Annotated in this window: 13 protein-coding genes; 4 read left to right on the top strand and 9 right to left on the bottom strand. The window is 65.6% G+C overall.

The window, feature by feature from the left end:
- Positions 1-55 precede the first annotated feature (55 nt).
- Positions 56-1,534, bottom strand: coding sequence for an NAD-dependent succinate-semialdehyde dehydrogenase (locus L0V05_RS01330; RefSeq protein ID WP_234867649.1), 1,479 nt, complete (start codon positions 1,532-1,534; stop codon positions 56-58).
- A gap of 115 nt (positions 1,535-1,649) precedes the next feature.
- On the opposite strand from L0V05_RS01330, the gene L0V05_RS01325 reads away from it, so the two are divergent.
- Complete coding sequence (locus tag L0V05_RS01325; protein ID WP_234869168.1) at positions 1,650-2,438, top strand: alpha/beta hydrolase; 789 nt, start codon at positions 1,650-1,652, stop codon at positions 2,436-2,438.
- Positions 2,439-2,519: 81 nt separating this feature from the next.
- On the opposite strand, the gene L0V05_RS01320 is transcribed toward L0V05_RS01325, so the two are convergent.
- From L0V05_RS01320 to ubiA, 3 genes are all read right to left on the bottom strand, one after another.
- Positions 2,520-2,846, bottom strand: coding sequence for an ATP synthase subunit B family protein (locus L0V05_RS01320; protein ID WP_234867647.1), 327 nt, complete (start codon positions 2,844-2,846; stop codon positions 2,520-2,522).
- Positions 2,847-2,870: 24 nt separating this feature from the next.
- The gene (locus L0V05_RS01315; RefSeq protein ID WP_234867645.1) at positions 2,871-5,036 is read right to left on the bottom strand and encodes an OmpA family protein; all 2,166 of its coding nucleotides are present in this window, start codon (positions 5,034-5,036) and stop codon (positions 2,871-2,873) included.
- Positions 5,037-5,116: 80 nt separating this feature from the next.
- Positions 5,117-6,082 carry a 4-hydroxybenzoate octaprenyltransferase gene (gene ubiA / locus L0V05_RS01310; RefSeq protein ID WP_234867643.1) on the bottom strand — a complete coding sequence of 322 codons (966 nt, stop codon included), beginning with the start codon at positions 6,080-6,082 and terminating at the stop codon, positions 5,117-5,119.
- Between the two features lie 12 nt (positions 6,083-6,094).
- On the opposite strand from ubiA, the gene L0V05_RS01305 reads away from it, so the two are divergent.
- The 3 genes from L0V05_RS01305 (at position 6,095) to L0V05_RS01295 (ending at position 8,796) form a co-directional block, all read left to right on the top strand.
- On the top strand, positions 6,095-6,829 hold the full coding sequence (locus L0V05_RS01305; RefSeq protein ID WP_234867641.1) for a 16S rRNA (uracil(1498)-N(3))-methyltransferase: 735 nt from the start codon (positions 6,095-6,097) through the stop codon (positions 6,827-6,829).
- Entirely contained in the window at positions 6,826-7,365 is a 540-nt protein-coding gene (locus L0V05_RS01300; protein WP_234867639.1) for a hypothetical protein, read from the top strand. Before L0V05_RS01305 ends, L0V05_RS01300 begins: the two co-directional genes overlap by 4 nt.
- Before the next feature lie 63 nt (positions 7,366-7,428).
- Positions 7,429-8,796, top strand: coding sequence for a glutamate--cysteine ligase (locus L0V05_RS01295; RefSeq protein ID WP_234867637.1), 1,368 nt, complete (start codon positions 7,429-7,431; stop codon positions 8,794-8,796).
- Positions 8,797-8,830: 34 nt separating this feature from the next.
- Here L0V05_RS01295 and L0V05_RS01290 read toward each other — a convergent pair whose 3' ends face one another.
- From L0V05_RS01290 to L0V05_RS01270, 5 genes are all read right to left on the bottom strand, one after another.
- Positions 8,831-9,229 carry a DUF805 domain-containing protein gene (locus L0V05_RS01290; RefSeq protein WP_234867635.1) on the bottom strand — a complete coding sequence of 133 codons (399 nt, stop codon included), beginning with the start codon at positions 9,227-9,229 and terminating at the stop codon, positions 8,831-8,833.
- Between the two features lie 131 nt (positions 9,230-9,360).
- A complete protein-coding gene (gene plsY, locus L0V05_RS01285; RefSeq protein WP_234867633.1) occupies positions 9,361-9,972 on the bottom strand; it encodes a glycerol-3-phosphate 1-O-acyltransferase PlsY in 612 nt (203 codons plus the stop codon).
- Positions 9,965-11,251: a dihydroorotase gene (pyrC, locus tag L0V05_RS01280; protein ID WP_234867631.1), complete on the bottom strand. Its 1,287-nt coding sequence runs from the start codon at positions 11,249-11,251 to the stop codon at positions 9,965-9,967. The genes plsY and pyrC overlap by 8 nt, the downstream gene beginning before the upstream one ends.
- Positions 11,252-11,281: 30 nt before the next feature.
- Positions 11,282-11,884: a hypothetical protein gene (locus L0V05_RS01275; RefSeq protein WP_234867629.1), complete on the bottom strand. Its 603-nt coding sequence runs from the start codon at positions 11,882-11,884 to the stop codon at positions 11,282-11,284.
- A 103-nt stretch (positions 11,885-11,987) separates the two neighbouring features.
- The gene (locus L0V05_RS01270) at positions 11,988-12,800 is read right to left on the bottom strand and encodes a transporter (RefSeq protein WP_234867627.1); all 813 of its coding nucleotides are present in this window, start codon (positions 12,798-12,800) and stop codon (positions 11,988-11,990) included.
- Positions 12,801-12,818: the final 18 nt, after the last annotated feature.

Here is a 12,818-nt window from a genome sequence, read left to right as displayed (position 1 = left end):
CGGCCAAATGGAAACGGGGCCCGCGAGGGCCCCGATCCAGGATAGGCTTCGCCTTTCAGACCGAGAGGCAGATGTATTTCATCTCGAGGTAATCCTCGATGCCGTGATGGCTGCCCTCGCGGCCGAGGCCGGATTGCTTGATCCCGCCGAAGGGCGCGACCTCGGTCGAGATCAGGCCGGTGTTCACGCCGACCATGCCGTATTCCAGCTTTTCCTGCACGCGGGTGATGCGGCCGATGTCGCGGGCGTAGAAGTAGGAGGCGAGGCCGAAGATCGTGGCATTGGCCTTCTCGATCACTTCTTCCTCGGTCTCGAACTTGAACAGCGGCGCGACCGGGCCGAAGGTTTCTTCCTGGCTGACCTTCATCTCCTGCGTGACGCCGGTGACGATGGTCGGCTGGAAGAAGGTGCCGCCCAGTTCGTGGCGATGGCCGCCCGCCACCACCTTGCCGCCCTTGGCGATGACGTCGGCGATGTGCTCTTCGACCTTCTCCACGGCATCGGCGTTGATGAGCGGCCCGAAATCAACCGGATCAACCAGCCCGTCGCCGACCTTGGTCTTGGCCAGGGCCGCTGCCAGCTTTTCGGCAAAGGCGTCATAGACACCGGCCTGTACATAGATCCGGTTGGCGCAGACGCAAGTCTGGCCGTTGTTGCGGAACTTCGACGCCATCGCGCCGATCACGGCCTGATCCAGGTCGGCGTCATCGAACACGATGAAAGGCGCGTTGCCGCCCAGTTCCATCGAGCATTTCATTACCTGATCGGCAGCCTGCTTCAGCAGGATGCGGCCCACCTCGGTCGAGCCGGTGAAGGTCAGCTTGCGCACGGTCGGGTTCTCGCAGAACTCCTTGCCGATATCCGAGGCGCGGGCCGAGGTGATGACGGACAGGACACCCGCCGGCACACCGGCACGTTCGGCCAGCACCGCCATCGCCAGCGCCGAAAGCGGCGTCTCGGCAGCGGGGCGGGCGATGAAGGCGCAGCCCACGGCCAGCGCCGGGGCGACCTTGCGCGCAATCATCGCGTTGGGGAAGTTCCACGGCGTGATCGAGGCGACGACGCCGACCGGCTGCTTGATGACCGTCAGGCGCTTGTCGCGCATGTGGCCGGGGATGGTCTCGCCATAGACGCGCTTGGCTTCCTCGCCGAACCATTCGATGTAGGAGGCGCCATAGGCGACCTCGCCCTTGGCCTCGGCAAAGGGCTTGCCCATTTCAGCGGTCAGTATGCGTGCCAGATCGTCCTGGTTCGACATCATCAGGTCGAACCACTTGCGCAACACCTGCGCACGCTCCTTGCCGGTGCGGGCGGCCCAGTCCTTCTGCGCCTCCTTGGCGGTGGCGATGGCGCGGGCGGTTTCGACGCGGGTCAGGTTCGGCAGCTTCGCGATGACATCGCCGCGGGCGGGGTTGGTCACCGGAAAGGTCGAACCGTCATCCGCATCGACCCATTGGCCCCCGACAAAGGCCTTCTCGACCAGAAGCGACGGGTCTTTCAGCAGCGACCGCAGATCGGTTACGGAATCAAGCATGACGGGGTCTCCCATTTCGTGGATGCGCATGCAAATCATGGGCGACGGGGGGATGTCCAGTTCTCTGGGGCAGAATTCCGAAAATTTTGATCAAATTATGGGGTGTCTGGTGGACATGAACCTCGCCTACGCCAACAGCGCCTTCATTCCCGGGGGGGATAGCTACCCAGACCGATGGGCTGCGGAGGCCGCCGCCTTCCGCGCGCGACTTGGCCCCCGCGCCCGGCTGGACCTGCCATACGGGCCGGGGGAGCGGCACCGCTACGATCTGTTCCTGCCCGAGACATCGCCGCAGGGCACGGCAATCTTCATCCACGGCGGCTACTGGATGGCCTTCGACAAAGGCTCCTGGTCGCATCTGGCCGCGGGGCTGCTCGCGCGGCGATGGGCGGTCGCCATGCCCTCCTATACGCTCGCGCCCGAGGCGCACATCGCTGAGATGACGCGCGAAGTGGCTGCCGCCGCTGAACGGATTGCCGCGGATCTGCCCGGCCCCCTCTGTGTCACCGGACACTCCGCGGGCGGGCATCTGGCCGCGCGCCTCGCATGCCGCGATCTCCCGCTTTCGCCGGAGGCCGCCAGGCGGCTCGTGCGGTCTGCGCCCATATCGCCCCTCGCCGATCTCGATCCGCTGCGCCTGACCTCTATGAACGACACGCTTAGCCTCGACGCAGGCGAGGTGCAGGCGGAAAGCCCGGCCCTGCTGCCGCGCCGCGAGGGGTGCGAGGTGCTCGTCTGGGTTGGCGGGCAGGAACGCCCGTCGTTCCTCTGGCAGGCGAGGACGCTTTCCGAAGCCTGGTCCTGCCCTTGGCATGTCGCGCCGGGCCGGCATCATTTCGATGTGATCGAGGACCTGACCGATCCCGAAAGCGCCCTTGTCGGCTTCCTCACAGGACAGACCTGACAGGCTTCTTCTGTTCCGAAATATCCTCGGGGGTGAATGCCCCGAAAGGGGCAGAGGGGGCGGAAAGCCCCCTTTGCAACATCAGGACGCGTTCATCCGCTCGATGTAGGCGCGCATTTCCTCGGCTTCCTGCCGGGCATCGCGGAGCCCCTCCATCGCAGCCCGCAATTCGGCCTCGGCCTGCGAAATGTGGTTGGCCAGTTCGGACTCGCGCTGTTCCAAATAGATCAGCGCCTGGTCGCGGGCCTCCTCGGCCTCATGCAGCGACTGGGCCAGGCGGTCGACCTCGCCCATGTCTGCGCCCGCGATGCGGGTAAAGCGATGGAGCAGCCAATAGGCGAACCAGCCAAGCGCAAAGGCGATGAACAGGACGATCGAGGTCGCAGCGACGAATTCGAGATGGTTCATGGTGCGGCTTCCTGGCTTCGGCGCTCAGTTGGATTTCGGGCGTTTTTTGGGTTTCACGTCGATCTTCTCTGGCGCGACAGAGTCATAGGGCTCTTCCGGTGCTGTCGCGGCACCGGCGCCGTCGGGTGCCGTATCGCCCGCAGGCGCATCGACCGTGGCGCCGCCGGCGATCTGATCGGTTGCAGGGGCCGCGTCGCGCTGCGTCGTTGCAGCATCATCCGGGTTGTCCGGCTCGCCGACCGCAGCGCCGTCCATCGGCTCGCCGGACAGGGGCGTGTCGGCGGCCGCGTCGGTTGCGCCGTTGCCCGGGTCTGGCGTCGCGGCATCGGGTTCCGGCGCCGGAACAGAGGCGCCCGATGCCGCAGCCCCGCTCGCCTTTGGCTTGGACAGCAGCGTGAATTCGATGCGGCGGTTCTTCTCGCGTCCTTCCTCGGTATCGTTGTCGGCGATCGGCTGCGACTCGCCATAGCCCTTGGCGGTCAGGGAGCCGACCAGCACCCGCCGGCCCTGGAGGCCAAGCAGAACTGCCTCGGCGCGCGCCTGACTCAGGGCTTGGTTGCCGGTTTCGCTCCCCTGGGAGTCGGTATGACCGCCGATCTCCATCGGGACATCGGGGCATTTGCGCAGAATGTCGGCGAGGGCTGTCATGGTTTCGCGCGCGTCGGATTCGATCTCCGCCGAGCCGGGCGAGAAGACGATCTTGTGCTTTGCAAGCACCGCATTCAGTTGTGCCACGCATTCGTCGGGCGTGGGCAGATCGGCCTCGGGATCGCGCGCCTTGTCATATTGCACGTTCACCTTGAACGCCTGGCCCTGGCCCAATTGCCCCGACAGCGTCCGGGTAATCTGGGCCTGGGCGCCGGGCGAGACAGTGACGCCGGTGACCTCGACGGTATCCGCCCTCACGACGATGCTGCCTTCAGCCAGGTTCGACATAGCCTGAAGCCCGGCCAGCACGCGAACCGGCCATCCCTCGGGCAGGTTCGGGTCAAGCCGCGTCGCGGTATAGACGTTGGATGCCCCGAACCGAGCCTTTGCGAAGCTTGAGACCGCGTTACGGCTCATCTCGTCGGTCAGGCGGCCGCGCAGTTGTACCGCGCCATCTGCCGATAATTTGGCGGTGAACTCCGGCGGCCCTTCCGGCGCCGCGGTCTTCGGCTTCTCAGGCAGGGTGGCTTTCAGCGAGAAAACGTCGGGAAGCGCCGCCTGCAGTTCGCCGACGACCCGGTCGAAAACATCCTGCGGGGTCTCTTCGGTCGCCATCAGCGACACGTCTGCATCCGAGAAGGTGATGCTTCCGCCGCCCATGGCCGCGACGGCCTTGATGCCGAGCGTGGTTGCATCGGCCCAACTGGGCGACGGAGCGCCGAGGCCGACCACGCAATCGATCTTGCCGGTTGCGCCCGAGGCGACGGCGGCGGCAATGATGCGGTCGCGGGCCTGTTCGGTATCGGCCGAGCAGGCATCGAAATGCGCGCCCTGAGCATCGATCAGGAAGCGAAGGGTGAAGGGCGTCAGCACTGGCCGCGGGGCCGAGATGTCGAGCGCGATCTGCAGCCCCTCGGGCTTGGCTCGCGCCAGCTGACTTTCAAGTGACCGTCTCTCGCTGTCCGAACCCGAGATGGCGGTGACAGAAACCTTGTCGGCCGCGATCGAGATCTTGGCCCTTTGCAGCAGGCCAAGCGCCGTGACGCCGAAGTCCACGGCGGCATCCCAGCCCTCCGGCGCAGGGAAATCGGCCTGTTCCAGCATATTCGCCACCGGCGCGCCATTCGCGGCTGCGGTGACCTCGTCGTTCAGGGCATCCGACTGCTCCTGCCCGGGGACAAGACCGATGATCGAGATGCCGTCGTCGTTGCGCAGAAGCTCGACCGAAAAGCGCGGCGCTTCGATCGCCTGCGCCGGCGTGACCTGCATCAGGTCGCGGATGCGGCCGGAATCGACCAGCGTGCTGGCGAGGTTCACCGCCCGGAAGCGCTTCGCCTCGTCCGGTGCGGTGCCATACAGGCGAACCTGCAAGCCATCGGTCCGGACTTCGACCCAGTCGAGGCCTTCGCGCAGGTAAAGGCCGCGGACCTCTTCCCCCGTCCGCCGCTCGATCCAGTTTGCCGCCCAGTTTGCGGCAAGGATCGAAATCAGCAGGGCGCCCAGAAAGGCGGCCGGAGCGATGAGGCGAGGTGGAAAACGCATGGAGGTCGGGACGATCCGGACGAGAGACTCGGGGGCTTGCGCAACCCAAGCTTCCTAGGCGGTCGGGCCGCCGGGATCAATCACAGGAGCGCGGCAATGGCAAGAAACAGCGCAGGGATCAGCCCGGCATCGCGGTTCGAGCGAAAGAGCCGCAGGCACAGCGCGGGGTCTTCGATGTCGAGCTGGCGCAATTGCCAGGCCATATGCCAGCCAAGCCCCCAGACCCCGGAGATGCCAAGGACGAGCTTCAGCACATTTCCGCCAGGCAAGAGCGCGACGATAACCGCAATCGCCATCAGGATGACGGTGACGACCATGAACCCGCGCAGCCAGCCGCGCGTCGCCGTACCGAACAGGCGCGCGGTGGATTTTACCCCGATCAGCGCATCGTCATCCTTGTCCTGATGGGCGTAAATCGTGTCGTAGAACAGCGTCCAGGCGATTCCTGCCAGATACAGGGCCACCGCCGGCCAGCCGAGCGACCCTTCCCGCGCCGCCCAGAGCAGCAGCGCGCCCCAGTTGAAGGCAAGTCCAAGGAAAACCTGAGGCCACCAGGTGAACCGCTTGGCGAAGGGATAAACCGCAACCAGCGCCAGCGATCCGATGCCGAGCGCCACCGCCGCCCAGTTGTAGCTGAACAGGATCCCCGCCGCGATGACCGCCTGCAGCACCATCCAGACAACTGCCTGCCGGACGGAGACCTGGCCCGAGGGCAGGGGGCGGGAACGGGTCCGCGCGACGGCGGCATCAAAGTCGCGGTCGGTGATGTCGTTCCAGGAGCAGCCAGCGCCGCGCATCAGGAAGGCGCCGATGCCGCTCGACACGATCAGCCAGAGGTCAGCCATCGTCGCGCCCTCGGGCGAGGCCGCGGCGGCAAGCGTGACCGCCCAGAGGCAGGGAATCCACAAAAGCCAGGTCCCGACCGGCCGGTCGGCCCGCGACAGGCGCAGGTAGGGGCGCGTCGCCGCCGGGGCAAGATGATCGACCCAATTGCCGGGCACGGCATCGGCCACGGTCGCATCTGGCGTTCCCGGTGCGTCGGTCATAGGGTCTGGCTCATGCAGGAAGCGAAAGTCAGGCTCTATGTAGAACAGCCGCTCGGTCCGGGGCAACCGGTGACCCTGGAGCGGGAGCAGGCTCATTATCTCTTCAACGTCATGCGGCTTCAGCCCGGCGATGCGGTGCTGCTGTTCAACGGTCGCGAAGGCGAATGGCGTGCCTCGGTCGAGGATGCGGGCAAGCGCGGCGGGACTCTGGCCTGCACCGAGCGGACGCGCCCGCTGCAGCCGCCGCCCGACCTGTGGCTGCTCTTTGCGCCGGTCAAGAAGGCGCGCACCGATTTCATCGTCGAGAAGGCCGTGGAGCTTGGCGTGGCTCGCATCCAGCCAGTACAGACCGCCCACACGAATTCCGAACGTATCCGCCCCGACCGTCTGCGGGCCCATGCCGTCGAAGCGGCGGAGCAATGCGGCGCGACGGTTGTTCCCGAGGTGGCCGATCTCGTGTCTCTCGATCGGCTCCTGTCCAACTGGCCGGACGGTCGTCGTATCCTGTGGGCCGATGAATCGCGGGTCGGCGCACCTGCTGTCCTGACCAAGGCGGCACGGGCGGGGCGCGGGTCCTGGGCGATCCTGATCGGACCGGAAGGCGGATTCTCGCAGGCCGAACGCGCGCGGCTTCTTGCCCGCGCCGAGGTGACGCCGATCAGCCTCGGCCCTCGCATCCTGCGCGCCGATACGGCGGCCGTGGCGGCGATTACCCTCTGGCAGGCACATCTGGGGGACTGGGCGTGAGCGGATTCATTCGCCCCGAAGCGCAAGCCAGCCTGCGCCGCTTTGCCGAGGTCATCCTTGCTGCCGGAACTGGCCTGTTCGGGGCATGGCTTCTTTGGCTGGGGGGCTACGTGCTGTTTCCGCTTGGCCTGCTCGTGATCGCGCTGGCTGCCATCTGGTCCTTGCAGGCGCTGCGGCGCGCGCGGTTCGCCCGATCGGTCGCGGCCCCCGGCATGGTCGAGGTGGACGAGGGGCAGGTGGGCTACCTGGGCCCGGTCTTCGGCGGGTACCTGTCGCTGCCGGAACTGGTCGAGCTGAAGCTGATCGTCATTCACGGTCAACGCCTGTGGCGGCTGAAGCAGGCCGATGGCCAGGCTTTGCTCATTCCGGTGCGGGCGAACGGTGCGGAGCGGCTCTTCGATGCGTTCTCGACCCTGCCCGGCATGGACACCCAGGCCCTCGTCGATGCGGTCGAGGATGGAGGGAGAGAGGGCCTCGTTTGGAAGCGCACAGCACAGCCTGTGGCACCAAAAGCCCTGCCAATCGACCGCCCTTGACTCGGCCTGCGCGACCGATCACCTGTTGCAGCCGAGACGATCAGCCAGCCCGGAGCGCTCCAGATGTCCATTCCTCAGTCCGGCGGTGGGCCGATCGAGCACTTTGAACAGCTGGCCGAATACATGGAATCCGGCTGCAAGCCGGCTGCCGATTGGCGGATCGGCACCGAGCATGAAAAGTTCGGATGGCTGACCGACACCTGCCTTCCGCTCCCCTATGCGGGTGACCGCTCGATCAGTGCGCTGTTCGACGGACTTGCCAGCCGTTTTGGCTGGTCGCCCCTGCGCGAGGGCGAGAATGTCATCGGACTGACCCGGAACGGTGCGAATGTCAGTCTCGAACCCGGTGGCCAGTTCGAGCTGTCAGGCGCGCCGGTCGAGGACCTCCACCAGACTGCCGCCGAGTTGCGCAACCACCTAGCCGAGGTTGGCGAGCTTGCCGGACCGATGGGCGTTAACTTCATGGGGATCGGGGCCGCGCCGGAATGGACGCATGCGCAGATGCCGGTGATGCCCAAGGGCCGCTACCGCCTGATGACCGACTACATGGGCCGCGTTGGCACCCATGGCACGCAGATGATGTACCGGACCTGCACCGTGCAGGTGAACCTCGACTACGGCTCGGAAGCCGACATGGTGAAGAAGTTGCGCGTGGCGCTGGCGCTCCAGCCGGTCGCGACGGCTCTCTTTGCCTCGTCACCGTTCTTCGAAGGCAGGCCGAACGGCCACAAGAGCTGGCGCAGCCGCATCTGGCGCAGCCTCGATGACAGCCGCACGGGGATGCTGCCTTTCGTCTTCGAGGATGGCATGGGCTTCCAGCGCTATGTCGACTGGGTGCTCGATGTGCCGATGTATTTCGTCTATCGCGACGGCAAGTACATCAACGCGCTCGGCCAGTCCTTCCGCGATTTCCTGAAAGGCGAGTTGCCCGCGCTGCCGGGCGAAAAGCCGACGCTTTCGGACTGGGCCGATCACTTGACGACAGTCTTCCCCGAGGCGCGAGCGAAGAAATTCATCGAGATGCGCGGCGCCGATGCCGGGAACGAGGCCCATCTGAATGCGCTGCCGGCCTTCTGGGTCGGTATCATGTACGACAATGCCGCACTGGATGCCGCCTGGGATCTGGTCAAGGGTCTCGATGCCGAAACCCGGCAGGGCCTGCGCGTTGCCGCCTCGGTTTCGGCGCTGCAGGGCGAGGCGGGCGGCGTGAAGCTCATCGACCTTGCGCGCGCCGCAGTCGACATATCGCGTGGTGGTCTGGCCGCGCGCGCCTGCGCCGGAAGCGGCAAGGCGGATGAGACCGGATATCTCGACGTGCTGCTGGACAATCTCGCACGCGGCCGCGTTCAGGCCGATGACCTGCTGGCGGCCTATGAGGGGCCATGGCGCCACTCGCTCGCGCCGATCTACGCCGACACGAGCCTGTGCTGAGAGGCCGCGCGCCTCAGGCGCGCGGATAGATCGGCTAGTCCGCGATCGGGTCGGGACCGTAGGCATTCTGATCGTGATCGCCGGCCTTGAGCATGAACCACAGGAAGATCAGCCAGCCTACCAGCGGCACGAGGTTGATCCAGAACCACCAGCCCGAGCGGCCAGTGTCATGCAACCGCCGGACCATGACAGAAAGGCTGGGAAACAGCGTGATCAGCGAGAAGATCCCGCCCACAACGCTGTTCTGGATGATTTCGATACTGTCGGCAGTCTCCAGAACAACGCTGCCGAACAGCGCATGATCGATCAGAGAGGCGATGATCCCGCCGACGATGGTGAACAGAACGAACCACCAGTATTCAGACCGTCTTGCTCGGCCCGAGAAGGTCAGGAATTTGTCGAAACAGCTTCGGACTGCATCACCGAAACCCATGGCGCAATCTCCCTTGTTGGAAATAGGCGGCAAGGCTGCGCCGGAATCCTCAATCTTGCAAATGGTTTGCGGCCAACACCTGATGCCTTTTCCAGACTGTTGCGATGCCACATCCTGCGGCCTGCGCAAGATCAGGCCTTTTTCTGTCCGATCCGCGGTTCGGTTCCGGCCATAAGCCGAGCAATGTTGGCCGAATGGCGCCAGAAGACCAGAACCGCCAGAATGACCACGAGCACAAGCATCTGACCCCGGCCGAAAACCAGCAGCCAGACCGGGGAAAGCGCCGCCGCGATCAATGCCGAGAGGGACGAAATGCGCCCGATGGCGGCCGCGACAGCCCAGGTTGCACAGGCGGCCAGACCCACCGGCCAGGCAAGCGCCAGAAGCGTGCCAAGGAAGGTCGCAACCCCCTTGCCGCCCTTGAAGCCAAGCCAGACCGGGTAGAGGTGACCGAGGAACGAAAAAAGCGCTGCGACCTGCGCCGCATCCTCGCCCACCGTGGCACGGGCGATCAGGACGGCAACCGCCCCCTTGGCTGCGTCGAGAAGCAGCGTCGCCAGGGCCGCGCCCTTGTTCCCCGTGCGCAGGACGTTGGTCGCGCCGATATTGCCTGATCCAATCTGCCGCAAATCGCCAAGCCCCATGGCCCGCGTGATGATGACGCCGAAGGGAATCGAACCGAGCAGGTAGCTCAGGGCGGCGGTCAGGATAAGAGCAAGTGGCGCGCTGGCAAAATCAGGCATCATGCTCCCCGGCGCCGAACACCTGACCCCCCGCGACCCAGGTACCCAGAACCCTACCTTCCATCCGCTGGCCGTCAAAGGGCGTGTTCTTGGATTTCGACCGGAGCGTGAAGCGATCCAGAAGGAAGGGTGCGTCGGGATCGAACAGCACCAGATCGGCCGGAGCGCCGATCGTGATGCGCCCTTGCGGCAGGCCAAGGCGCTGCGCAGGGTTAAGCGAGACGGCCCGGAACAATTGGGGCAGCGTGACCATGCCGGAGTGGTAAAGCCGCATCGCCGCAGGCAGGAAGGTTTCAAGCGCGACGGCGCCAGCCGCTGCCTCTTCAAACGGCAGGCGCTTGCTTTCCTCGTCAGCGGGCGTGTGGAACGAGGCGATGACGTCGATCTCGCCCGCCGCCAACGCCTCGACCATGGCCAGGCGGTCATCCTCGGACCGCAAGGGGGGGGTCATCTTGAAGAAGGTTCGGTAGTCGCCCACGTCGAATTCGTTCAGCGTCAGGTGGTGGATCGACACCCCGGCCGTCACATCCAGCCCCTGATCCCGCGCCCGGCGCAGGGCAGGCAGGGTCGAGGCGCAGGTGATCTGGTCGGCATGATAGCTGGCGCCGGTCATTTCGACCAAGGCGAGGTCACGCTCCAGCCCCATCCTTTCGGCCAGCGGGTGAACTCCCGGCAGACCGTAGAGCGAGGCGAACTTGCCCGAGGTCGCGGCGCCGCCCGCCGACAAGGCCGGGTCCTGCGGATGGCCCACCACCAGCGCGCCAAGGCTGCGGGCATAGGTCAGCGCCCGGCCCAGAACCTTGCTGTCGGCCACGACATGGTCGGCATCGGTGAAGGCCAGCGCGCCGGCGTCGAGCAGAAAGCCGATTTCGGTCATCTCGCGGCCCTGCCGGCCCTTGGTCAGCGCCGCCATGTGGCGGATGCGGACGGGGCTGGCCTCTGCTGCGCGGCGGGTGACGAATTCCAGCGTTTCGGGGGTATCGATGGCCGGATGGGTATCGGGCCGCGCGATGATCGTGGTCACGCCCCCCGCCGCCGCCGCCAGGCCCGCCGAGCGGAAGCTCTCGCGATGGCGTTCGCCCGGCTCGCCGATCTTGACGCCCCAGTCCACGATGCCGGGGGCAAGGCAGGCGCCCTTGCCATCGACCAGTGTCGCGCCTTTGGGCGCTTCGGTGCCCCGGGCGGTGATCTGCCCGTCCTGAACGGTCAAGCTGCCTTCGTCGATCTCACCGGTCTCGGGGTCGATCAGGCAGACGTTCTGAAAGACGGTGATGCGCATTCCTGCCCTCTCGGTTCGACCGCTGCCTGCCTAGCGCGGCGGGGCGTTCCCGGCAAGTTCCTGCCCGCTGATCCCGGCGATCAGGCCATAGACCTTCCGCGCCTCGGCGATGCGGCGGAAACCGACACGGCGGCGGATGGTCTGGCCCGGGACATACATGCCTTCGGAATGCGACCCGCGCCACTGGCCGGCGGTATGGCGCACGTCCGTCGCAAACCAGACGGAGCCTGGATTGCCGTCCTGCAGCAGCGCTTTCGTGTCGGGGCCGATTGCGTAGCGCTCCAGTTTGCGCTGACCACGGGGCAGGGTCGCGACAAAGGCAGTCCGGTTCGTGAGGGTGTAATGGGTGCTGCGCCTCAGCGACGCATCCCAGAAGAGGCGACCGATGGTGAGCCAGAGCCCGAAACCGACAAAGACCACCCCGATGACGGCCGCAATCAGAGATGCATGCCCGGCTTTCAGGATCACCGCCATGCCGGAGCCAGCCGCGACCAGGCCAGCGATCGTTTCGGGGGCGGCGAGATCGCTCCAGACGACCGATGCATCGGGCTGACCCTGCCAAAGGATATGTTCGCCCGGCGCCAGGAATTCTTCCCAGCCGGGGGGCGGGACGGCTTCGGATAGATCGGTCATCGGCGATTCCGTGGTTGGTGCGGGATGAACCCGAGGACAGAGACGAGCTTCTCTCCTCCTACAGAATTCCTCCCTTGTCGTGCCAGCGGAACCTGTTGGCCCCTCAGTCTGGGCAAAGGGTCGTCACTTCTTGGGAAAAAGGTAGGTCACGACCAGGCGCGCGCCCCAGCCATCCGGGCCCCCCTTCGGGCGTATCGGCCCAGTAGCGGACACCGCCGGTGATCTGCACGGGTTTGCCGCCAATCTTGATGATCTGGCCGACGGTGAAGTTGATCGGAACCGACCATTCCTCGTTTTCCCAGTCATAGGTCGACTCGGTGTTGATTCCGAACGTCGTCGCCTTCTTGGTCGTGTAGCTGAGGAAGGGCTGCAGGAAGGCCGCGTTGGTGTTGCCGAACTTGTCGCCGCCCGAGATCGACCAGACGTTGTTGGCGAGAATCCCGTAGGTCCAGCCATTCGACTGCTTCAGGGCAACCCCGGTGATGCCCGCGCCCCACTGGTTGTTGGCGATGCCGTCGGTCGCGGTGGGGATCTGCAGGACCGGGCCGACGCCCCAGATGAGGCCGTTCTTCGTCGGATTCTTCGGCGAGAAGAAGAAGCTCTGCGTGATGTTGCCGAGACCCGTCTGCGACTCGCCGCCAGGCAGGAACCCATCCTGATGCACCACCGGCAGGATCGTGCGCGAGATCACGTTCCAGTCCGGGCTGATCGAGATCGGGATCACCGGCTGGATGTTGATGTAGCTCTGGTTCGCGGTGCCGTTGAGGAAGCCGTCATTGTAGTTGTACTGGAACGGCACACTGATGAGGTTGGCGACCGGGTTCGAGAGCTTCTTGGCAAGCTCGTCAGCCGACTGGGCCTGCGCGACCCCGGCCATCCCAAGAAGGACAAACAGGGAAACCACGAGTTTCTTCATCCAATCACCCTCCGGAAC

The sequence above is a fragment of the Alitabrizicola rongguiensis genome, assembly GCF_021491355.1.
Taxonomy (GTDB): Bacteria; Pseudomonadota; Alphaproteobacteria; order Rhodobacterales; family Rhodobacteraceae; genus Aliitabrizicola; species Aliitabrizicola rongguiensis.
This window is presented reverse-complemented; position numbering and strand designations above follow the sequence as displayed.

Excerpts from the sequence above, each read along its gene's own strand:
- L0V05_RS01330 (WP_234867649.1), bottom strand. The coding sequence starts at position 1,534 with ATGCTTGATTCCGTAACCGATCTGCGGTCGCTGCTGAAAGACCCGTCG.
- L0V05_RS01325 (WP_234869168.1), top strand. The coding sequence starts at position 1,650 with ATGAACCTCGCCTACGCCAACAGCGCCTTCATTCCCGGGGGGGATAGC.
- L0V05_RS01320 (WP_234867647.1), bottom strand. The coding sequence starts at position 2,846 with ATGAACCATCTCGAATTCGTCGCTGCGACCTCGATCGTCCTGTTCATC.
- L0V05_RS01315 (WP_234867645.1), bottom strand. The coding sequence starts at position 5,036 with ATGCGTTTTCCACCTCGCCTCATCGCTCCGGCCGCCTTTCTGGGCGCC.
- ubiA (WP_234867643.1), bottom strand. The coding sequence starts at position 6,082 with ATGACCGACGCACCGGGAACGCCAGATGCGACCGTGGCCGATGCCGTG.
- L0V05_RS01305 (WP_234867641.1), top strand. The coding sequence starts at position 6,095 with ATGCAGGAAGCGAAAGTCAGGCTCTATGTAGAACAGCCGCTCGGTCCG.
- L0V05_RS01295 (WP_234867637.1), top strand. The coding sequence starts at position 7,429 with ATGTCCATTCCTCAGTCCGGCGGTGGGCCGATCGAGCACTTTGAACAG.
- L0V05_RS01290 (WP_234867635.1), bottom strand. The coding sequence starts at position 9,229 with ATGGGTTTCGGTGATGCAGTCCGAAGCTGTTTCGACAAATTCCTGACC.
- plsY (WP_234867633.1), bottom strand. The coding sequence starts at position 9,972 with ATGCCTGATTTTGCCAGCGCGCCACTTGCTCTTATCCTGACCGCCGCC.
- pyrC (WP_234867631.1), bottom strand. The coding sequence starts at position 11,251 with ATGCGCATCACCGTCTTTCAGAACGTCTGCCTGATCGACCCCGAGACC.
- L0V05_RS01275 (WP_234867629.1), bottom strand. The coding sequence starts at position 11,884 with ATGACCGATCTATCCGAAGCCGTCCCGCCCCCCGGCTGGGAAGAATTC.
- L0V05_RS01270 (WP_234867627.1), bottom strand. The coding sequence starts at position 12,800 with ATGAAGAAACTCGTGGTTTCCCTGTTTGTCCTTCTTGGGATGGCCGGG.